Annotated in this window: 20 protein-coding genes and 1 tRNA gene; 3 read left to right on the forward strand and 18 right to left on the reverse strand. The window is 67.7% G+C overall.

Annotated elements, in window-relative coordinates; genetic code table 11:
• Window positions 1-33: 33 nt before the first annotated feature.
• From BEI_RS13820 to BEI_RS13845, 6 genes are all read right to left on the reverse strand, one after another.
• Window positions 34-378, reverse strand: a complete 345-nt coding sequence (locus BEI_RS13820; protein WP_097790068.1) for a four helix bundle protein — start codon at window positions 376-378, stop codon at window positions 34-36.
• 72 nt (window positions 379-450) lie between these two features.
• A complete protein-coding gene (gene cysD, locus BEI_RS13825) occupies window positions 451-1,344 on the reverse strand; it encodes a sulfate adenylyltransferase subunit CysD (protein WP_379802356.1) in 894 nt (297 codons plus the stop codon).
• 268 nt (window positions 1,345-1,612) lie between these two features.
• Window positions 1,613-2,347, reverse strand: coding sequence for a metallophosphoesterase family protein (locus BEI_RS13830; RefSeq protein ID WP_097790069.1), 735 nt, complete (start codon window positions 2,345-2,347; stop codon window positions 1,613-1,615).
• An 8-nt stretch (window positions 2,348-2,355) separates the two neighbouring features.
• Window positions 2,356-2,802 (reverse strand): DUF1249 domain-containing protein, encoded by a 447-nt coding sequence (locus tag BEI_RS13835; RefSeq protein ID WP_097790070.1) that lies wholly within the window; start codon window positions 2,800-2,802, stop codon window positions 2,356-2,358.
• Window position 2,803: 1 nt separating this feature from the next.
• Window positions 2,804-3,451, reverse strand: coding sequence for an NUDIX domain-containing protein (locus BEI_RS13840; RefSeq protein WP_097790071.1), 648 nt, complete (start codon window positions 3,449-3,451; stop codon window positions 2,804-2,806).
• Between the two features lie 84 nt (window positions 3,452-3,535).
• Window positions 3,536-4,177, reverse strand: coding sequence for a hypothetical protein (locus BEI_RS13845; RefSeq protein WP_097790072.1), 642 nt, complete (start codon window positions 4,175-4,177; stop codon window positions 3,536-3,538).
• Between the two features lie 145 nt (window positions 4,178-4,322).
• On the opposite strand from BEI_RS13845, the gene greB reads away from it, so the two are divergent.
• Complete coding sequence (gene greB / locus BEI_RS13850; protein ID WP_097790073.1) at window positions 4,323-4,862, forward strand: transcription elongation factor GreB; 540 nt, start codon at window positions 4,323-4,325, stop codon at window positions 4,860-4,862.
• 1 nt (window position 4,863) lies between these two features.
• Here greB and BEI_RS13855 read toward each other — a convergent pair whose 3' ends face one another.
• Together BEI_RS13855 and BEI_RS13860 are read right to left on the reverse strand one after the other, a co-directional pair.
• Complete coding sequence (locus BEI_RS13855) at window positions 4,864-5,853, reverse strand: methyltransferase (RefSeq protein WP_097790074.1); 990 nt, start codon at window positions 5,851-5,853, stop codon at window positions 4,864-4,866.
• Complete coding sequence (locus tag BEI_RS13860; protein ID WP_097790075.1) at window positions 5,850-6,647, reverse strand: methyltransferase domain-containing protein; 798 nt, start codon at window positions 6,645-6,647, stop codon at window positions 5,850-5,852. Before BEI_RS13860 ends, BEI_RS13855 begins: the two co-directional genes overlap by 4 nt.
• A 113-nt stretch (window positions 6,648-6,760) precedes the next feature.
• On the opposite strand from BEI_RS13860, the gene BEI_RS13865 reads away from it, so the two are divergent.
• Window positions 6,761-6,837 (forward strand) — tRNA-Arg (locus tag BEI_RS13865).
• Between the two features lie 99 nt (window positions 6,838-6,936).
• Here BEI_RS13865 and BEI_RS13870 read toward each other — a convergent pair.
• Window positions 6,937-8,928 carry a sensor domain-containing diguanylate cyclase gene (locus BEI_RS13870; RefSeq protein WP_338035681.1) on the reverse strand — a complete coding sequence of 664 codons (1,992 nt, stop codon included), beginning with the start codon at window positions 8,926-8,928 and terminating at the stop codon, window positions 6,937-6,939.
• Window positions 8,929-9,273: 345 nt separating this feature from the next.
• Between BEI_RS13870 and BEI_RS13875 the strand changes: the two genes are divergently transcribed.
• Window positions 9,274-9,492, forward strand: coding sequence for a hypothetical protein (locus tag BEI_RS13875; protein WP_097790076.1), 219 nt, complete (start codon window positions 9,274-9,276; stop codon window positions 9,490-9,492).
• 49 nt (window positions 9,493-9,541) lie between these two features.
• Here BEI_RS13875 and BEI_RS13880 read toward each other — a convergent pair whose 3' ends face one another.
• The 9 genes from BEI_RS13880 to BEI_RS13925 form a co-directional block, all read right to left on the reverse strand.
• Window positions 9,542-10,555 carry a hypothetical protein gene (locus tag BEI_RS13880; RefSeq protein ID WP_097790077.1) on the reverse strand — a complete coding sequence of 338 codons (1,014 nt, stop codon included), beginning with the start codon at window positions 10,553-10,555 and terminating at the stop codon, window positions 9,542-9,544.
• Between the two features lie 92 nt (window positions 10,556-10,647).
• Window positions 10,648-11,667 (reverse strand): porin, encoded by a 1,020-nt coding sequence (locus BEI_RS13885; RefSeq protein WP_097790078.1) that lies wholly within the window; start codon window positions 11,665-11,667, stop codon window positions 10,648-10,650.
• 471 nt (window positions 11,668-12,138) lie between these two features.
• Window positions 12,139-13,137, reverse strand: a complete 999-nt coding sequence (locus BEI_RS13890) for a ProQ/FINO family protein (RefSeq protein WP_227644481.1) — start codon at window positions 13,135-13,137, stop codon at window positions 12,139-12,141.
• A gap of 85 nt (window positions 13,138-13,222) precedes the next feature.
• On the reverse strand, window positions 13,223-13,762 hold the full coding sequence (locus BEI_RS13895) for a dihydrofolate reductase (protein WP_097790079.1): 540 nt from the start codon (window positions 13,760-13,762) through the stop codon (window positions 13,223-13,225).
• Window positions 13,759-14,613 (reverse strand): thymidylate synthase, encoded by an 855-nt coding sequence (locus BEI_RS13900; protein WP_097790080.1) that lies wholly within the window; start codon window positions 14,611-14,613, stop codon window positions 13,759-13,761. Before BEI_RS13900 ends, BEI_RS13895 begins: the two co-directional genes overlap by 4 nt.
• A gap of 199 nt (window positions 14,614-14,812) precedes the next feature.
• On the reverse strand, window positions 14,813-15,592 hold the full coding sequence (gene lgt, locus BEI_RS13910; RefSeq protein WP_097790081.1) for a prolipoprotein diacylglyceryl transferase: 780 nt from the start codon (window positions 15,590-15,592) through the stop codon (window positions 14,813-14,815).
• A 96-nt stretch (window positions 15,593-15,688) separates the two neighbouring features.
• Window positions 15,689-16,860, reverse strand: a protein-coding gene (locus tag BEI_RS13915; RefSeq protein WP_097789061.1) for an IS3 family transposase whose coding sequence is annotated in 2 segments (ribosomal slippage) — window positions 15,689-16,584 and window positions 16,584-16,860 — 1,173 coding nt in all. Because the reading frame shifts where the segments join, the coding sequence is not laid out codon by codon here.
• A gap of 141 nt (window positions 16,861-17,001) precedes the next feature.
• Entirely contained in the window at window positions 17,002-17,796 is a 795-nt protein-coding gene (locus BEI_RS13920) for a sulfite exporter TauE/SafE family protein (protein WP_097790082.1), read from the reverse strand.
• Entirely contained in the window at window positions 17,793-18,932 is a 1,140-nt protein-coding gene (locus tag BEI_RS13925; protein ID WP_193765115.1) for a response regulator, read from the reverse strand. Before BEI_RS13925 ends, BEI_RS13920 begins: the two co-directional genes overlap by 4 nt.
• Window positions 18,933-18,947 lie beyond the last annotated feature (15 nt).

The raw sequence follows: 18,947 nt of genomic DNA on the forward strand, positions 1-18,947 counted from the left end.
AAACCCCACCAGCCACTCGCTCCTCAGCCGATGTCAATCTGTAGCGAGCTTGCCGATCAGGCCGGACAGCATGGCGGCAATCTCACGTGTTTCCTGTATCCATCGGTGGCCGGAGGTCTCATCGACGTAGCCGATCTCTATGCCGATGTAGAGCTGCGTTCTGAGTTCGGCACAGGATCCCTTGGCAATCAGCAGATAATGACGCTTGTCCTTGCCAGTACCCCGTGCCATGCCCTCTGCGATATTGCTGGGTACCGAAAGCCCGGAGCGGGTGATCTGGTCCTTGAAGCCGTAATCGCGCAGCTCTCGCAGGGATTGGTAGAGTTCCGCCGAAAGCCGCACCGAACGCTTCCACACTTGAAGCTTTTCGAAATCCATCAGGAGTCCCTCCCGGGTTTTCTTCCAGCTTCAAGCTTAGGGCTTCCGGCTTTCTAACGCGCCTACGGCGCGTTAGAAGTACCCCTCCCGTTTCTTCTTCTCCATCGACCCTGCCTGGTCGTGATCGATGGCGCGGCCGCTGCGCTCGCTGGTACGGGTGAGCAGCATTTCCTGGATGATCTCCGGCAGGGTATCGGCCCTGGACTCCACCGCGCCGGTCAGCGGGTAGCAGCCGAGCGTGCGGAAGCGCACCCACTTCTCCTGGGGCTTCTCGCCGGGCGCCAGCGGCAGGCGGTCGTCGTCGACCATCACCAGCATGCCGTCGCGCTCGACCACGGGCCGCGGGGCGGCGTAGTAGAGCGGCACGATGGGAATGGACTCCAGGTAGATGTACTGCCAGATGTCCAGCTCGGTCCAGTTGGAGAGCGGGAAGGCGCGGATCGACTCGCCCTTGTTGACCCGGGCGTTATAGAGGTTCCACAGCTCCGGGCGCTGGTTCTTGGGATCCCAGCGGTGGTGCTTGTCGCGGAAGGAGAACACGCGCTCCTTGGCGCGACTGGCCTCCTCGTCCCGGCGCGCCCCGCCGAAGGCGGCGTCGAAGCCGTACTGGTCCAGGGCCTGCTTCAGGGCCTGGGTCTTCATCACGTCGGTGTAGCCGCTGGAACCGTGGTCGAAGGGGTTGATGCCCGCCTCGACGCCTTCCTGGTTGATGTGCTCGATCAGCTCCATGCCGGACTCCGCGGCCATGCGGTCGCGGAACTCGATCATCTCGCGGAACTTCCAGGTGGTGTTGACGTGCATCAGCGGGAAGGGCGGCGGGCCCGGGTAGAAGGCCTTGCGCGCCAGATGCAGCATCACCGAGGAGTCCTTGCCGATGGAGTAGAGCATCACCGGGTTGGAGAACTCGGCGGCCACCTCGCGGATGATGTGGATGGACTCGGCTTCCAGCTGCTGCAGGTGGGTCAGCCGCCGCGGCGTCAGGCCGGCGGGGGCGCTGCTGCCCTCGGCGGTGACGGCGCTCTCGCGTGTCGGTGCATGAAGACTGTTCATGGCCCGGCTACCTCGCATGACGTGGGCGGAAATGGGAATCTTGGGCCAGAGGGTACCGTTCGGCCGATAATAACGTAAAAGAATTAATATCTATCTTTTTATTCAAAAAAGAGCTATTGGCGCCATGGGGAACGCCGGCGCTCGCGGGATGCCCGTCCGTCCTTCGTCGGGTTCGGGGCATGGTTCAGGGATCGACCCGCTCCACCCAGGTCGTCAGGGCATCGCCGTGCAGGTCGATCACCCGGAAACCCGGACGGGACGCCTCGTCCACGCTGAAGTCCGTGGACCCGGGAAGGAACTGGTCGCTGCTGGCGGGACAGCCATAGACCGGGATCGCGCCGGCCACGGCCGGGCCATGGCCGACGAAGGCCTGGTGGATGTGTCCGCAGAAGACCGCCTCGACATGTTCATGGTCGGCCAGGGTCTCCCAGAAGGCCTCGGCATCGGCCAGCCCCAGCGCATCGAGCCAGGCGGAGCCCACGGCGAGCGGCGGGTGGTGCATGGCCACCAGGATCGGCCGGTCGTCCTCGGCGAGACGCTCGGCGAGCCCCTTCAGGCGCGCCTCGCCGATCCGCCCCCCTTCCCGGCCGGGCCACTGGGTGTCGACGATCAGCAGGCGCCGGTCGCCCAGCTCCACCTCGGGGTGAAAGGGGCGACAGTCGCTCATCAGGTCGGGGTCGTCGTGGTTGCCCGGCAACCAGAACCAGGGACGGTCGAGCACCGAGAGACAGCGTTCGGCCAGGGCGTAGGAGGCGGCGGTCCGGTCCTCGCTGACGTCGCCGGTCACCAGGACCAGGTCGGGGCGCAGGGCCGCCGCGGCGGCCACCACGCGCTCGAGCTGGCGACAGGGAATGCCGGTCCGCGAGCGTGCCTCGGGATCCGCATGCAGGTGGCAATCGGTGATCTGGATCAGTCGCATCGGACGCCTCAGGGAAGCTCGGGCAGGTCCAGGGAATGGCCGTGGGCCAGGCCGTGATCCAGCCACTCCCCGAGGAAGCGGTTCAGCTGCAGCTTCTCATCGGGCTGGTGCATGCGCGCGTTGGGATAGCGGTAGCGCCCGTCGAAGTGGCGCTGGCGCTGGAAGTCGGTGACCTCGGCCATGCGCACGTCGTGGTAGAGGTGGACCCGCATGCGCGGCGTCTCGATGAGCCCGTCGAGCACCCCACGCTGGGAGACCCGCACGATGCTGGTATAGGGCGCCCGCTCCTGGATCTTCAGGCACAGGGCCCCGAGCCGGCGACCGTCGTTGACCAGCTCGACCTCGCGAGTCTCCCCGGCCTCCAGATCCCCCAGCAGGCGAGTGAGCCGCAGGTAGTTGGCGGTGCACTCGCCCTGGAGGGTCCTCAGGTCGGTGACGTAGGCGGTTTTCGACACGCTAGCTCCTCGCTCTCAATGAGGCCCGTTCCGTCGCCAGCCAGTGGAAGGCGATCAGGCACATGGCATTGTCGAGTCGTCCGGCCTGCAAGAGTTCCCACGCCCGGGCGAAGGACAGCACATGCACACGGATGTCCTCGTGCTCGGCATCGAGCCCATGGATGCCCCCCAGCCCGCGGCTGTCGATCAGCCCGCAGAACAGCGTGACCCGCTCGTCGCAGGCCCCCGGACTCGGGTAGTAGGTGTGCAGCTCGATCAGCTCGCCCACCCGGCAACCGGCCTCCTCCCGGGCCTCGCGGCGCGCCACCTCGGCGACGCTCTCGCCGCGTTCCACCAGTCCCGCCACGACCTCGAGCTTCCAGGGGGACGCGGGATCGTCGATGGCTCCCGGCCGGAACTGCTCCACCAGGGCCACGGCGTCGCGTTCCACATCGTAGAGCAACACCCCCACGGCGTCATGGCGATGATGCACCTCGCGCACCATGGGCGCGCTCCAGCCACCCTCGAAGAGGCGATGGCGAAGGTGCAGCTCCTCGAGGCGGAAGAAGCCCTGGTGGAGACAACGCCGCTCGATCAACTCCACGTCCGCGGCGTCGAAGGGCGCGGCGCACAAGGCATCGGGGGACGGGGGAGTATCGCGCTCCGACATGGGACCTCCGGTGTTCACGAAGCCTTCATTATCGTGACCCGGTGGGGAGCTGCCAACCTTCGCGCCCCCGCGACCGAAGCGGACCTAGCCTTCCAGGCGAGCGACGATGGCTCTGGCCTTGCCCCGCAGCGCCTCGTCCGAGGCCTCGCGCCCCTCCCGCGCCTGGCCGTTCGCGGCGCGCCGCGCATGCACCAGGGCCTCGTCCTCGCGCCCTTCCTCCTCCAGGTAGGCGGCATAGTAATAGTGGACGTCGATACCCTCGGGCCGGATCTCCAGCGCCTCGCGGAACATGCGCTCGGCGGTGTCGTCGTCACCGAAGGCCACCGGCCAGCCCGGCGCCCGGTCGTAGAGCGCGCCCAGGGTGACATAGGCCGAGCCGCGATGGCCCCGGGGATCGAGCTCGAGGGCCCGTTCCAGGACGCGCCGGGCCTCCTTGGCCGCCCCCAGGGCGTCCAGCCCGCCGGCCTCGCGGGCCAGGGAGGCCAGGACGATGCCCTGCCAGACCAGCACCGTGCTGGCCTCGGGATTGGCGTCGGCCAGGTCCTCGGCTTCCTCGGCGAGCGCCTCCAGGGCATCGACGCGGCGCGCCTCGTCCATGGCGGTCGTGGTGTGCTCCCAGCGGCTGCGCAGGGAGAAGAGCGCCTCCTCCCAGGCCAGGGCCTCGGCGAGCGGGGCGGCGGCGAGGCCCAGGCTCAGGGCGGCGGCGAACGGCGAGCGTCGGATCATCGGGGGGTCTCCTTGTTGTGGTTGTGGCTTGGGTCCCACTGGAGAAAATGTAACGAACGTTTGAATTATTCGCCACCCGCGCCCGGATTGCCCTCCCGCCCGCGGATGGCGTATGTTTCGGCTCTCAGTCAAAGGGGAGGCGAGGATGAAAGGCCGCAACATGACGCGCTGGCGCGATCCCGCCAAGGACCCGCGCCAGGAGCCCAAGAGCAACCTGATCACCGCCGAGGGAGCCGACCGCCTCCGCGGGATCCTCGATCACCTGTCCCGGGTCAAGCGCCCCGCGCTGTCGGCCAAGGTCGGCGAGGCCGCCGCCCTGGGCGATCGCAGCGAGAACGCCGACTACACCTACAACAAGAAGGAACTCAACCGGGTCATCGGGCGCATCCGCTACCTGACCAAGCGCCTGGACGAGCTGCAGGTGGTGGACCGGTTGCCCGAGGACACGGACCGAGTCTTCTTCGGCGCCTTCGTCACCCTGGAGGACGAGGATGGCGAGGAGATGTCCCTGCGCATCGTCGGCCACGACGAGACCGACACCGCCAAGCGCTGGATCAGCGTCGACGCGCCCCTGGCCAAGGCCCTGCTCGGCAAGGGGCTCGACGACGAGGTCACCGTCGCCGCCCCGGGGGGCGAGACCACCTACATCATCACCGATATCGCCTACCGCGCCCCCCGGCGCTGAGTCAGCGCTTGCTCGCCCGATAGACCCGGAAGCGACGATCGTCGGCCAGCACCTCGAAGCCGCCGAACGCCGCCTCCAGCAGGTCCGGATAGGGCAGGAAGGCGTTGGCCACCAGCACCAGCTGCCCTCCCCTGCGCAGATGATCCGGGGCCTCGCGAATCAGCCGCCCGGCGGGGCCATAGTCGATGGAACGTTCCTGGTGGAAGGGCGGATTGCTGACGATGGCATCGAAACGCCGCCCCGGCAGGGTCGTGTAGACGTCGCCGGCCAGCACCTCGCCGGGCCGGGCGTTGGCGGCCAGGGTCCGCCGCGTGGCCTCCACGGCGAAGCCATTGACGTCCACCGCGGTGGTCGCCAGGCCTCGGCGAGCCAGCCAGGCGGCGAGGATCCCGTCCCCGCATCCCATGTCCAGGACCTCCCCGCGATCCGGCAACACCCCCGGCAGCTCGCCCATCAGCAGCCGGGTGCCATCGTCGAGCTTGCCGTGACCGAAGACCCCCGGATGGCTCGCCAGGGTGAGGCCTTCGGCCTCGAAGGTCGTCCAGGCGGCGTCGGGATCGAGGCCGACCCTATCCAGGCGGGATTCGAACAGGGTGCAGCGCCGGGCACCGTCGAGCTTGCGGCAGCCCAGCCCCAGGGCCGCCAGCACCTTGAGCACCCGCTTGATGCCGCCCTGGTTCTCGCCCACCACCTGCAAGGGCGTCCCCGCCGGCAGATAGGCGCACAGCCAGAGCAGCCACCACTCCCCCAGGGCATGGGCCTTGGGCCAGAACAGCACCACGCCCGGAGGCGACGGCGGCTCGCCCGCGAAGGGCGAGTGGGCCGGCCGGCCGCGCTCCTGCCAGGCCTCCAGCACCGCCTGGTCGGCGGCGAGCAGCGCCCGTTCGCCCTCCTCCAGCCAGGCGTCACGGGGCGGGGCCACCCACAGCCAACCGCGATAGTCGGCGTCCTGGCGTTCCAGCAGCTGGCAGACGGGGGTCTCGGCACTCATGAAGCGGGCTCCTCGGGACGGGTCAGGGTGTAGAGCAGGTAGCGGCCCAGCCGCCAGTGGGGGTCGACGCGGCAGTAGCGCCACTCCAGCTCGAGCAGGGCCTGGCGGTCGGCCGCCTCCTCGGGGGCACAACGCAGGTAGTCAAGGAAGACGCGGACGCCGGCGACAGCGGTGACCGCCAGGCCGTTCTCGGCGGCCCAGGTCACGACCTGGTCGTGGGTCAGCGGCGACATGGGGGTGAGGCGCCGTCGGCGCCCCTGGCCTTCCAGCCGATCGGCCAGGGCCTTCTCCAGGTTGCCCTTGATGACATTCGACAGCCGCAGGGCATCACGATTGAAGACCATCAACGACAGCTGCCCGCCCGGGGCCAGCAGGCCGGCCAGGGTCGCCAGCGCCGCTCGCGGCTCCCCCATCCACTCGAGGACGGCATGGCAGGTGATCAGCGGCCAGGGGCCCGGCGCCAGCGAGGGCAAGGCCTGGAGCGATGCCTGGAGACAGGTCAGCGGCTGGCCTTCCAGGCGCGAGCGGGCCCGGTCCAGCATCTCGGCGGACGGCTCGGTGAGCGTCACGGCATGGCCGCGCTCGACCAGCCAGCCGGCCAGCTGGCCGAGCCCGCCGCCGACCTCGAGCACCGGCTGGCCATGGAGCTCGAGCATCTCGGGGAGCAGGCGATCCAGCAGGGCCAGGCGCAGCTCGCCGCGAAACGCACCATAGAGGCTCTCGGAGAACTTGTCGGCGAGGCCGTCGAAGTGCCGATCGCCGGCCGGCGACAGGTAGGAAGGTCGGTCGCGCATGGCTGAGGTCCACATCCAGGATGGCGTCCATTCTACCCGGCTTGTCGCGGCGACGGCATGGTCCGCGACGGGTTTATCTTGCCCGCTCAGGCGCTTATACTAGCGCTCGCTTCGCCCTCTTAGCTCAGCCGGATAGAGCAGCCGCCTCCTAAGCGGCAGGTCGCAGGTTCGAATCCTGCAGAGGGCGCCACGCCCTCTCGAGCCCCTCTCCCGGCCGTGCTCTCGAACCGATGATGCCTCTTCCCTCCGGGGCGGCCCTGCACCGGGCACGAGGCGTCCATCACGCTCCCTAGGCGGTATCCGCCTCGACCACGATGCGATTGCGTCCCTGACGCTTGGCCGCGTAGCTGGCGGCATCCGCTCGCTCCATCACCGCGGCTACCCGCTGGTCGCCCTCCCGGAAACTGGTGATTCCCAGGCTCAGCGTCACCCGATATTCCTTGTCCTGGTGAGTGACGCTCACCTCGCTCACGGCATCACGCAACCCTTGGGCGATGCCCTGGGCCTGCTCGAGCGTGCAGCTGGGCAGCAGAATGCCGAACTCATCGCCTCCCTGACGCGCCACGTGATCGCTGCGACGCACCTCCCAGGCCACGACCTGGCCGATGCGGCGAAGCAGTTCGTCGCCCAGGGCATGCCCCCCCTCGTCGTTGACCGGCTTGAAGTGATCGAGGTCGAAGAGGATCAATACCGAGGGCGTGGCGGTCTTGCGCCAGTCGGCCAGGGCTTCCTCCAGGCGTCGCTCGAACCCCCGCCGGTTGAGCAGGCCGGTCAGCGGATCATGCTCGGCCTCCCACTGGCGCAGCGCCTCCTCCTCGCGACGCTCGGTGATGTCCTTCACCGTGCCCACGAAGCCGATGATCCGCCCGTCGATGGACACCCGGCTGGCATGCACCTCCAGCCACAGCAGGTCCCCTCCCCGGCGGTACAGGCGATACTGCTGGAGGAAATCCTCGCCGGTCACCATGCTGTGATGCCACAGGTCCAGGGCCGACTGACGGTCATCGGGATGGATGTGCTCCACCCATTCGCCCTGGGGCCGCTGGGAGAAGGCATAGCCGGTCAGCTCCACCAGGGAAGGGTTCATGTAGGTGATATTGCCGGCGGTGTCGGTCACGAACATCCCTCCCGGCGAGGAGGCCAGGATGGCATCGAGGAAGGCCTGGCGATCCCTCAGCCGCTCGAGGGCCGCGCTGCGCTCCACCTCGACCCGATTGAAGGCATCGGCCACCTGCTGCAGCTCGTGCATCCGGGTATCGAGCGTGACTCGGCTGCGCCGCCCCCGACCGACCTCCTCGATCTGACGCTCGAGGCGGAACAGCGGCCGCAGGATCAACCAGAGCAGCCAGCTGATCACCGGCAGCATCAGGCCGGCCACCAGCAGCACCCGCCAGCCGAGGCGGCTGACCCAGGCCTCCAGGGGAGCCATCACCTGCGCCTTGGGCAGGGCGACGCCGACGATCCAGTCCGCCGGCCAGATCTGGCGATAGGCCTGATAGGCCGGGTCTCCCGACAGCAGGGGGCCCTCGGCCTCTCCCTCCCAGCCGAGCAGCGCCAGGTTGAGCCAGGGATTGGTGTCCGCATCCGGCACCGGATCGAGGATATGGTCCCGCGTGGGGTGATAGAGGATGGTGCCGGACGCCGTCATGACGGCGGCGAACCCGTCGCGGCCGAGGCGCAGGCGATCGAGCCGGCTGAACAGGCCGCCCCCGTGGAGCTTGACGGCACCCCCGACCAGCCCCCGGAAGGCGCCACCTTCCCCCAACCGCGGCACCACGAACATCACCACGGGAATCCCGCGGGCCCGGCCGAGGATCGGCTGGCTGACATGAGGCTCCCGAAACGCCTTCACGTGCTGGAAGTAGTCCCGTTCCCCGAGCTCGAGCCCCTGCAGGACATCGTTGCCGGGCCAGCCGGCGAGCACCGTCCCCTCCGCGTCGGTGACGAGCATGCCGTCGAACCATTCCAGCAGGGCATCGTTATGTTGCAGTTCCTGCAGGAGGTAGGCGTCGCCGTGGTGGCGCCCGGCGTCCAGGCGCCCGGCCAGCCGTTCCAGGGCCTCGAGGCGGGACTCGATCTGGCGGGTCAGGGCATCGGCGATCAGGCGCGTCTCGTAGCGCAGGTGGGTCCGGTTGGAATCCTCCAGCAGCCGGTGCCCCGTCTGCCAGCCGAACCCCAGCAACAGGGCCATGACCACGGCCCAGGTGGCGATCAGCCCCATCATCAGGCGGCCCTTGAGGGAGAGGAGCCGGCGCAGGTAGCTCGGGAGGTGGAACGGCACGAAACACCTTCTTCCAGGATGGGCACAAGGACAATGTATCAGTTTTGTCTAATTATAGCAGCCCGGGAGCCTCCTCCATCCCCCGAACAGCGGGACTCCGCCATGCCGATCCGGGCATTTCTTGCCTGGCTGCGCCTCGCCGCGACCGGTTGACGGCACGCTCCGGGGGGAACATTCGCGCCCCTCTGCCTGTCGGCTGAGATGAGCAGCAGCTCCTGCCGCTCTCTGCTATACCTCAAACAGGCCTCTGCTAAACCAGCTGTAAGGAATGCGACGGCGGAGGCACTAAGCGAGCAAGACCCATTCGCGGGTCCCAGGCTCAATCCACCGACCGAGAGGTGCCCCATGAACATCAAGACTCTGACTGCCGGTTTCCTGGCCATGCTGATGATGGGCGGTGCCGCGTATGCCATGGACTCCGAGATGCTTCAGGAGCGCATGGACGAGATCAACCAGAAGGCCCAGGAGGATGCGGCCGAGGACCGCGTGAAGGCCCTCGAGCAGCAGGTCAAGGATCTTCAGGAACTGATCCACATGATGATGGAATCCGACGAGATGAGCTGATCCTGCCAGCAGGAGAACTCGCGGGGCGCCCGAGGCGCCCCGCCGCTTGTCAGCGCTTCTCCACGCGCAGTTCGTAGTTGTTCACGCCCGTCATGCCCGACCCGAACTTCTGCCCCTGGACATGGATACGGTAGCGCCCCGGCGCCAGTTCGGTCGTCATGTCCACGTCACCGTCGAAGCCTTCCCCGGCTCCTTCGGCCACCACCCGACCCGAGCCGTCCCGGACCTCCAGTTCGATCCGATAGGTATCCTCGTAGCCGGTGGGATAGGTCGAGGTGGTGATGGCCACGTTGCCCGGCTCGGCCATCTCGAAGGTCAGCACCTCGCCGCGGGCGCGGATCTTGACGTCGGTGACGATGGTCTCGACCCCGGAGGCAGCCGATGCCACCTCGGCCTCGTGAGGCTCGTCGGCGGCTGTCTCGGCCCGACTGACCGGCTCGGGCGCCGAGGGCTCGCCGACCGCCTCGCTCCCCGCCGGCGAGGCACCGCCCAGGGTCGCCACGGCCTCGTCGCCGCGCACGAAGACGGACTCGCCGCCCTGACGGTTACGGCCGGAGAAGAAGATCCCCTCGCCGTCGCTGATGCGGTTTTCCCTCACGCGCCCCTGGTCGTCCAGGGCGACGACGCACACGGAGTAGCCGTCCCCGGCCCGGCCCCGGGTGCCGAAGCGTTGCGCCTCGACCCGCAGCACATAGTCGCCGGGCGCGAGCCGCCGGCGCAGGGCCAGGCCGCCATCCTGGCCGAAGGCCTCGCTGCGGGCGATGACGTTGCCCTGGTCGTCCAGCAGCGCGGCGGCGATGCGGTAATCCTCGGAATAGCCGGCGGTGACGCGACTCTCGAAGCGGTACAGGCCCGGCTCGGTCACGGTGAAGTCATGGGCATTGACGCTGCCGAAGCGAAAGCTCTGGCTGAGGGCGTCGGTCTCGGCATTGAAGAAGCCAGTCAGGTCCATCGCCTTGCCCTGCTCGCGGAAGCGCTCCTCCATTTCGCTGCTCAGGGCCGGGGCCGCCGCCAGGGAACACCCCAGGGCCAGCACCCCGGCCGTCAGGATCGGTCGTCTCATGCGTGTCTCGCTCTTCGCCAATGAAAAAAGCCGATCCCGGGGGATCGGCTTTCGATGTTCAACCCATGTGCAGGATAGCCCTGCAGGCGGGCTTAGAACAGGTAGGTGATACCCACGCCCACGCCGTCATCTTCGTCGTTTTCCTTGTCGTACCAGGCAGCCTCGACCCAGGTGTACATGGCGTCGGAGATGCTGTAGTTGGCACCGATGATGACCTCGTCGCGATCGTCGTCGGAGCCTTCAGAGTCGACGTTCTGGTAGGCACCGTAGACGTCACCCATGCCGTAGCCATAGCGCGCGCCCAGAGCGGCGAAGTCGACGTCGCTGTCTTCCTGGTCGGCGTCGAAGGTTTCCCACTTGGCCGACAGACGTAGGGTGTCGATGGTGTACTGGGCGGTCACGCCGTACTGGTCACCAACACTCTCGACATCGCCACCGGTGGTGGTGTAGTTGATGTTATCGAGATTGTCATACACAGCGGCGACGGAGAAGGCGCCCATGGTGTACTTGGCACCACCGAAGAAGGAGGCGTTGCTGTCGCCTTCGTCGGCGTCACCACCGTCGGCGGAGTCGAAGTCACCCTTGTACTGGGTACCCACGGCGAACTGGAAGCCACCCAGGGACGGAGAGGTGTAGGTGACCTTGTCGGTCTCCTGATCGGCACCGCCACCGTGAGCACCGGTGGAGTCGGAGACGTCGAAGCCTTCGTTGTTGGTGATCGGATCCTGGATCCAGTCGTCGATCAGCTGGTCGTAGGAGCCGACACGAACGTCACCGAAATCGCCGCGCAGGCCGACGTAGGCGGTATCACCGGAATCATCGTTGTCGACGGCAGTCTTCATCTCGTCGGCTTTGATGTCGTCGAACTCGAGCTTCAGGTAGCCGGTCAGGCCCTGGGAGATGACGTGCTCGGCGGCGAAGCCGAAGGTGGTGCCGTTGTCGGCGATACCGTCCTGGCTATCGCCGGCAGCATTGTTGGTATCGTAGTAGGCAATCTGGATGTTGCCGTAGATGTCGAGCTTGGTGCCGTCCTGGTTGTAGACGGTGGCGGCCTGGGCGCCGGAGGCGGCCATGGCACCGGCGATGGCAGTCGCTAACAGTGTCTTTTTCATTGCGATAATCCTTTTGACTAGCTTGCTGTTTCGATCGTTGCCGCTGCTCTCTTCGAGTCTTGGCGGCGGGCTTGCCGGTCTTGGTGCCGGTTCTCGTTGGTGCCCTCTCCTCCCGGAGGCGGCAGCAGCGAGCCAGACCACGGCGAAGCCTTGTTATAGTCCAATGCTCGCAGGGGGAACTCTATACCGTGATTCGCGGGAGCGCAACAAGAAAAAAACACTGTTTTCATTCGTCACATCACCCGATCGCGGAGCATTTCCCTGCGAAATCGGTCAGGGCGCCATCCCGGCGGACCCGCCGACGCCGCCGGCCAGAGGCCCGGGAACGGACGTCGCCAGGACGCCGTTCACCGTGAGCTAAAACAGCATCAGGCAGCGATGAGCGGGTTCATCATGCCCCGCCGATATGACGGTTTCAAGTCAAACGAACGCTGGAGCCGCGACCGGCCGTCAACGCAGCCGGTCGCGGGATCAACGGGGATTGTGGCGGGCGACCAGTTCGTCCAGCTTGCGCTGGAGCCGCTGGTCGGAGGGTTCGTCCTCACGGGGGGCCGGCTCGATGGCGGCCGCGGGGGCGGAATGACGCTTGCGGCGGGCGGGGGCGTCGCTGGCGCCGCGGGAAGAGTCCGGCCGCTTCGCCTCGCGTCGCTTGGCCGGCTTGCCCTTGCGCCGGCGCTCGGCCTGGAGGCGCTCGAGCTTCTTGCGGGCGTGATCGGCGGCTCCCCGGTCCACCGCCCCGGCCGGCTCGCCGGCGAGATCGAGGCGCTCGGCACCCTCGCGCACCGACTTGAGATATCGCGGGAGGTTGACGTAGCAGGCCAGGGCGCGGCGCACCAGCTTCTCGGGCCAGGGCTCACGGGCGGCCAGGTCCTCGTGGATGCCCACCTTCAGCGGCCGGGTATGGCCCTTGAAGAAGGTGTCGGGATAGCGCCGGTACCACTGCTCGAGCAGCGCCTGGGGGGATGGCGCCTCGCCGATGGGCAGGTCGCTCTGGGCCGGCGAGATCTGGGCCTCGGGGGCCGGCGTCTCGGGCTCGGGCGGCGCGTCGTCGGTTCGGGACGCGGCGCGATGGTGGCCGATCAGTGCGGCGAGCCCGCGGGCCTGGCGATGGGGGCGCTGGAAGACCGGGGTCGACTCGCCCCCGTCCAGGCGGGCCTGGAGCCGCTGGTTGTGGGCCTCGAGCTCGCGGTTCTGCTCCTCGAGTTCGCGATTCTCCTCGGCGAGCTCCAGCCGGGCCGCCTCCGCCTCCGCGAGGCGCGCTTGCAGTTCGCGATGGCGAGCCGCCACCTGCTCCGCTTCGGCGGCCAGCTCGGCGTTGTGCGCCTCGAGGGCCTGTCGCTGCCGCTCCAGGGCATCGAGACGGGCCTGCAGGGCCTGGTGCTTCACCCGGGACTCGCACTGGACGGCCAACAGGCTCTCGACCCGGGCTTCGAGCGACGCCATCAGGCGCAAGGGGCTTTCCTCGATCAACTCCTGATCCTCCATGCGTGACGAGGGCCTGGCGAGCCCCTCTCCCGCGCCCGGGGAGGGCCACGTCCGCCCACCTCAGTCTGTGTCAGGCCGCCGTGTCTGGCAAACCCCGGCGTCGATACTGCACGAAGTCATAGGCCGGCTGCCCCTCCGCCGGCGTGCCGGGGACGCGCTGGCATTCCTCCCACTCGGTCATGTCCAGCTCGGGGAAGCGGGCGTCCCCTTCCACCTCGATGGCCACCTCGGTGAGATAGAGCCGGCTGGCATGGGGCAACGCCTGGGCGTAGATCTGGCCACCGCCCATGACCATGATCTCGTCCACCCCGTCGATGGTGGCCTGACGGTCGGCCAGATCCAGGGCCGAGGCCAGGTCGTGGCAGACGCGAACCCCCTCGTGGTGGAAGTCGGGATCCCGGGTCACCACGATGTTGAGACGCCCGGGCAGCGGTCGGCCGATGGACGCGAAGGTCTTGCGGCCCATGACCAGCGGCTTGGCCTGGGTCATGCGCTTGAAGAACTTGAGGTCCTCGGGCAGGTACCAGGGCAGCTGGTTGTCCACGCCGATGACCCGGTTCGCGGACATGGCGGCGATCATCGCCACCGGCACCAGGGTGTCGTCGGTCATACGGCCACCTCCGCCTTGATGTGAGGATGGGGGTCATAGTCCCGGATGGCGATGTGCTCGAAGCGGAAGTCGAAGAGATCGGTGACGCCCGGGTCGAGCTCCAGACGCGGCGCCGGACGCGGGGTGCGGGCGAGCTGCCGCTCGGCCTGCTCCAGGTGGTTCCGGTAGAGATGGGCGTCCCCCAGGGTGTGCACGAAGTCGCCGGGCTCGAGGCCCGCCACCTGGGCGATCATCCGGGTCAGCAGCGCATAGCTGGCGATGTTGAAGGGCACCCCGAGGAAGATATCGGCGCTGCGCTGGTAGAGCTGGCAGGACAGCCGCCCCTCGGCCACGTAGAACTGGAAGAGACAGTGGCAAGGCGGCAGTGCCATCTCGTCCACCAGGGCCGGATTCCAGGCCGAGACGATCAGTCGCCGGGACTGGGGGTTGGTACGCAGCTGCTCGAGCAGCCGGACGATCTGGTCCACATGGCCGCCCCGGGGATCCGGCCAGCTGCGCCACTGGTAGCCGTAGACCGGTCCCAGGTCGCCGTTCTCGTCGGCCCACTCGTCCCAGATGCGCACCCCGTGCTCCTTGAGGTAGGCGATGTTGGTGTCGCCCTTCAGGAACCACAGGAGTTCAAAGATGATCGAGCGCAGATGGAGCTTCTTGGTGGTCAGCAGCGGGAAGCCACGGGAGAGATCGAAGCGCATCTGGTGGCCGAACAGCGAGCGGGTCCCCACGCCGGTGCGGTCGTCACGCTCCACGCCGTGGTCGAGCACGGCGCGCATCAGGTCCAGATAGGGCTGTTCGAGGGCGGGCAGGGTGTCGTCGGTCACGGCATCGTCGAAGCTGGGAAATGGGCCGACCATTCTACACAGCCGAAGCTGGAAGCTGGAAGCTGGAAGCTGGAAGCTGGAAGCTGGAAGCTGGAAGCTGGAAGCTGGAAGCTGGAAGCTGGAAGCTGGAAGGCAGCATGAACCCCGACATCATGGGGTCAAGGTTTTTCTTCGAGCTTCCAGCTTAAGCCCGCGAAGCGGGCGTTCTTCAAGCTCCCGGACGCAGTCCGGGTCAGGGGATGGGCTGTCGCCGCGACCAGGCGATCAGCGCGAGGCCGGCGAGCATCATCGGCAGGGTCAGCAGCATGCCCATGGTCACCCAGCCGAAGGCCACGAAGCCGATATGGGCATCCGGCATCCTGACGAACTCCACGGCGAAGCGGAAGAGGCCGTAGAGGGACAGGAACAACCCGGAGATCAGGCCCCGCCGGCGCGGCGTCGCCGACACCCACCAGAGCACCGCGAAGAGCACCGCGCCTTCCAGCAAGGCCTCGTAGAGCGACGAGGGGTGACGCGGTTCGGGCCCCATGCCGGGAAACGCCATGCCCCAGGGCAGCTCGGTGACCCGTCCCGGCAGCTCGTGATTGATGAAGTTGCCGATGCGCCCGGCCCCCAGGCCGATGGGCACCAGCGGGGCGACGAAGTCGGTGAGGGTGAAATAGGCGACGCGCTTGCGGCGGGCGAAGTAGAAGGAGGCCAGGAGCACGCCGACCAGGCCGCCATGGAAGCTCATGCCGCCGTCCCAGACGCGGAAGATCCACAACGGGTCGGCGAGCCACTGCTCCAGGCCGTAGAAGAGCGCGTAGCCCAGCCGCCCGCCGAGCACCACGCCGAGGGCCGCGTAGAAGATCAGGTCGCCCACGTCGTCCCCGTTCAGGCCGATGCGCGGTGCCCGGCGACGCCCCAGCCACCAGGCGGCGACGAAACCGATGACGTACATCAGGCCATACCAGTGGACCTGCAGGGGCCCGAGGGAAATGGCCACGGGATCGATATCGGGATAGGGCAGCATGGAATCCTCGGAAACGGAAAGCTGGAAGCTGGAAGCTGGAAGCTGGAAGCTGGAAGCTGGAAGACTGAGGTGGCCCTGAAAAAGTAGACACCTTGATCAGGCAGCGGCTTCAAACGCCTTGGGCGATACCCCGCCCAAGGCGCCATGCAGCCGCACCTTATCGTAATACTCTTCGATGTAGTACTCCGCCTCAGCCTGCAGTTCAGCACGACTCTGCCGTGCCAGGCGACGGAGCCACTCTTCCTTCAGCTGGGCAAAGAAACTCTCGGCACAGGCGTTATCCCAGCAATTGCCACGACGGGACATGCTCAACGTGATGCCTCGCTCCGTCAGCCACCGCATCACGTTCTCGCTGCGGTACTGCGCCCCCTGATCTGAATGGAACAGCATGCCTCCGCTTGAGGGCTGCCGCGCCGCCCAGGCCATCCTCAGCGCCCGCTCCACCAGGTGGCTGTCGTTGAGAGGCCCACCGGCCCAGCCGACGATCCGCCGGGAATACAGGTCCATGACGATGGCCAGGTACCACCAGCCTTCGTGACAGCGTACCTGTGTGATGTCCGAGACCCAGACGCGATTGGGCGCCGTCACATCGAATTCTCGGTTCAGCAGGTTGGGTAAGGCCGGCAGGCCAGGCTTGGGGCGCCGATAACCGGGGCGCAAGGCCCGTGTCGAGCGATAGCCCGCGCGCTGCAGGAGCCGCTGCACACGATTCTGGCTACAGGCAAAGCCCACGTTCACGGCCGCCTGCCAGAGTTTGCGATAACCTGGTACGCCTGCCTGCCGGTCAGCTTCGGCCAGCAGGAAGCGCAACAGGCGCTCGTTCTCCGTCACCTGGGGGGACGGTCGGCGACTTAGCCAGCGATAGAAGCCCGCCTTGGACACGCCGAGTACTCCGCACATCAAAACAACCGTCCAGCGTCGGGAGCGGTAGCGCTTGATGAAGGCGAACTTCACTTCGGGTCTTTGGCGAAGTACTCGTTGGCCTTTTTTAGGATTTCGACTTCCAGCTCGGCCCGCTCGAGACGCTTCTTGAGTCGCCGGTTCTCACGCTCCAGCTCATGCTGGCTCTTGTGGGGACCCGCGTTGGGCACCCCCTTGGGCTGGCGGTCATCCGTGGTCACGAGTTCTCGCCTCCATCGACCTAGCAGTTTCGGGTGTATCCCGAACCGCTCCGCTACGCGGGCCTGGGGTTCGGGGGACTCCAGCGAATGCTGGACCACATGGCGTTTGAACTCCAGGGAGAACTGGCGACGGGTTTTCAAGCGCATAGCACCTTACCTCCGGGTTGCAGGTAAGGTGTCTACAAATTCAGGGGCACTCCAGACAAACCCTCTCCAGCCAGCCCATAAGGGTCAAGGGGTTTCTTCCAGCTTAAGCCCGCGAAGCGGGTGTTCTTCCGGCTTCAAGCTTTAGAGCAGGAACTTGATCCCCACCAGGGCGAGAAGCCCCGCGAAGGACAGGCGCAGCGCCCGAGCCGGCAGGAAGTGGGCCAGGCGCACCCCCACCCGGGCGAACGGCACGCTGGTGAGCACGATGCCGAGGAAGGCGGGCCACATCACGTAGCCGGTGGCCCCCGGGGGAAGGTTCGCCACGCCCCAACCCACGACGACGAAGGTCACGGCCCCGAACAGGGCGATGGGCAGGCCACAGGCCGAGGACGTTCCCACGGCCTGGGTCATGGTGGCGCCGCAACGGGTCAGCCAGGGAACGCTCAGGGTGCCGCCGCCGATGCCGAACAGCGCCGAGATTGCCCCGATCACCCCGCCGGCCACCCCCATGGTCGCCCGGCCGGGCTGCAGCTCGCCCGGCTCCGGGCCGCGCCCCAGCGCCATGCGCAGCGCCACCGCCAGGATGAAGAGGCCGAAGAGCAGCCCCAGCAGGCCTCCGGAGAGGTTGCCGGCGACGAAGACGCCACCGATCGCGCCCAGCATCAGGCCGGGCAGCAGCGCCAGGAACCATTCACGGTGGATGCTGCCCCGGCGGTAATGCCCCCAGGCGGAAGATGCCCCGGTGACCACGATGGTGGCCAGCGAGGTGCCCACCGCCAGATGCATCCCGACCTCGGAGGCCACTCCCTGGAGGTCGAAGGCGAAGACCAGGGCGGGCACGATGATGAGGCCGCCACCGATCCCGAACAGCCCCGCCAGGGTGCCGGCCAGGCTGCCCAGCAGCAGATAGCCCAGCAACAGGGTCATCGCGCTCATGCGCCCTCCTCCGCGGTCAGGGTGCCGGGGAGCCAGTGCCGCACCCGCGCCAGGAGATCCTGGGGACGATAGGGCTTGGCCAGGTAGTCGTCCATCCCGGCCTCGCGGAAGCGCCGGCGATCGGCATCCCCCGCGTTGGCGGTCAGGGCGACCATGATGCTGCGAGGCCTCCCGGGCTGCTCGGCTTCCCGGGCCCGCCAGGCCCGGCAGGTGGCCACCCCGTCCATGTCGGCCATGTAGATGTCCATGAAGACCAGATCGAAGGGCTCCTTCTCCAGGCAGGTCAGGGCCTCCTTGCCGCTGGTGGCGGTCGCCACCTCCAGCCCCTGACGCTCCAGCACCTTCTGGGCCAGCATGAGGTTCACCGGGCCATCGTCCACCACCAGGACACGGCCGGACACGCGCCCCTCGCCCAGGCTCGCGGGATCCCCGAGGGTCTCGAGGAGCACCGCGGTCTCGGCCAGTCGGTCTTGCAGCGCCTGGAAGGCGGCCCGCTCGTCCTCGCTGGCCTCCCGTCGGCAGACGTCGCTGTCCAGCACTCGCTCCACCGACTCCAGCAGCGGGCCGAGCATCTGTTGCAGGTGGACCAGGTAGCCCGACTTGAGGCGCGACTCCTCGCGGGCCCTGACTCGACCGGTCTCCAGGCGGGCCAGGCGTCCTCGCTGGGCCTCGAGGTCATCGGTGAGGCGTCGCTCCACGCCTCGGGCGGCCTCCCGCTCGGCCTGCCAGCGTGCGGCCATGACCTCGCAGGCTCGGGTCACGGCATCCAGGCGCCGTGACAGCGGCAGGTGGGGATCCATCAGGGACTGGAGCTCGGAGGAGTCGGTGGCCGCCCCCGCCGCCTCGAGGCGCCGACCGATGCCGGCCAGGGCGGCCTCGAGGCCCTGCTCCCGGGCCCGCAGGCGCTGCTTGAAGAGCATCAGGAAGACCGCCACGTTGAGACTGCTGCCCACCAGCAGAGCGAGCAGCAGCCCGAAGGTCGCGCCCCAGGAGGCCTGGCCCGGCATCAGCCACCAGCCGCTCAGCGCCAGGGCCAGGCACAGCAGCACCAGCACGCCCTGGGCGCTCAGCACGGGCCAGAGGATCGGCTTGACCAGACGCGACCAGACCTGTCCCTCGTCTGTCTCGACTCGCATTTTCATCCCTGTACC

Origin of the sequence: Halomonas beimenensis (assembly GCF_002549795.1) — a bacterium.
Classification (GTDB): Bacteria; Pseudomonadota; Gammaproteobacteria; order Pseudomonadales; family Halomonadaceae; genus Halomonas; species Halomonas beimenensis.

What these genes read in the sequence shown, in the direction of transcription:
- BEI_RS13845 (WP_097790072.1), bottom strand. Translation starts at nt 4,177, where the DNA reads ATGATCCGACGCTCGCCGTTCGCCGCCGCCCTGAGCCTGGGCCTCGCC.
- BEI_RS13885 (WP_097790078.1), bottom strand. Translation starts at nt 11,667, where the DNA reads ATGAAAAAGACACTGTTAGCGACTGCCATCGCCGGTGCCATGGCCGCC.
- BEI_RS13925 (WP_193765115.1), bottom strand. Translation starts at nt 18,932, where the DNA reads ATGCGAGTCGAGACAGACGAGGGACAGGTCTGGTCGCGTCTGGTCAAG.
- lgt (WP_097790081.1), bottom strand. Translation starts at nt 15,592, where the DNA reads ATGCTGCCCTATCCCGATATCGATCCCGTGGCCATTTCCCTCGGGCCC.
- BEI_RS13875 (WP_097790076.1), top strand. Translation starts at nt 9,274, where the DNA reads ATGAACATCAAGACTCTGACTGCCGGTTTCCTGGCCATGCTGATGATG.
- BEI_RS13840 (WP_097790071.1), bottom strand. Translation starts at nt 3,451, where the DNA reads ATGTCGGAGCGCGATACTCCCCCGTCCCCCGATGCCTTGTGCGCCGCG.
- greB (WP_097790073.1), top strand. Translation starts at nt 4,323, where the DNA reads ATGAAAGGCCGCAACATGACGCGCTGGCGCGATCCCGCCAAGGACCCG.
- BEI_RS13920 (WP_097790082.1), bottom strand. Translation starts at nt 17,796, where the DNA reads ATGAGCGCGATGACCCTGTTGCTGGGCTATCTGCTGCTGGGCAGCCTG.
- BEI_RS13880 (WP_097790077.1), bottom strand. Translation starts at nt 10,555, where the DNA reads ATGAGACGACCGATCCTGACGGCCGGGGTGCTGGCCCTGGGGTGTTCC.
- BEI_RS13820 (WP_097790068.1), bottom strand. Translation starts at nt 378, where the DNA reads ATGGATTTCGAAAAGCTTCAAGTGTGGAAGCGTTCGGTGCGGCTTTCG.
- BEI_RS13830 (WP_097790069.1), bottom strand. Translation starts at nt 2,347, where the DNA reads ATGCGACTGATCCAGATCACCGATTGCCACCTGCATGCGGATCCCGAG.
- BEI_RS13860 (WP_097790075.1), bottom strand. Translation starts at nt 6,647, where the DNA reads ATGCGCGACCGACCTTCCTACCTGTCGCCGGCCGGCGATCGGCACTTC.
- BEI_RS13900 (WP_097790080.1), bottom strand. Translation starts at nt 14,613, where the DNA reads ATGGTCGGCCCATTTCCCAGCTTCGACGATGCCGTGACCGACGACACC.
- BEI_RS13895 (WP_097790079.1), bottom strand. Translation starts at nt 13,762, where the DNA reads ATGACCGACGACACCCTGGTGCCGGTGGCGATGATCGCCGCCATGTCC.
- BEI_RS13855 (WP_097790074.1), bottom strand. Translation starts at nt 5,853, where the DNA reads ATGAGTGCCGAGACCCCCGTCTGCCAGCTGCTGGAACGCCAGGACGCC.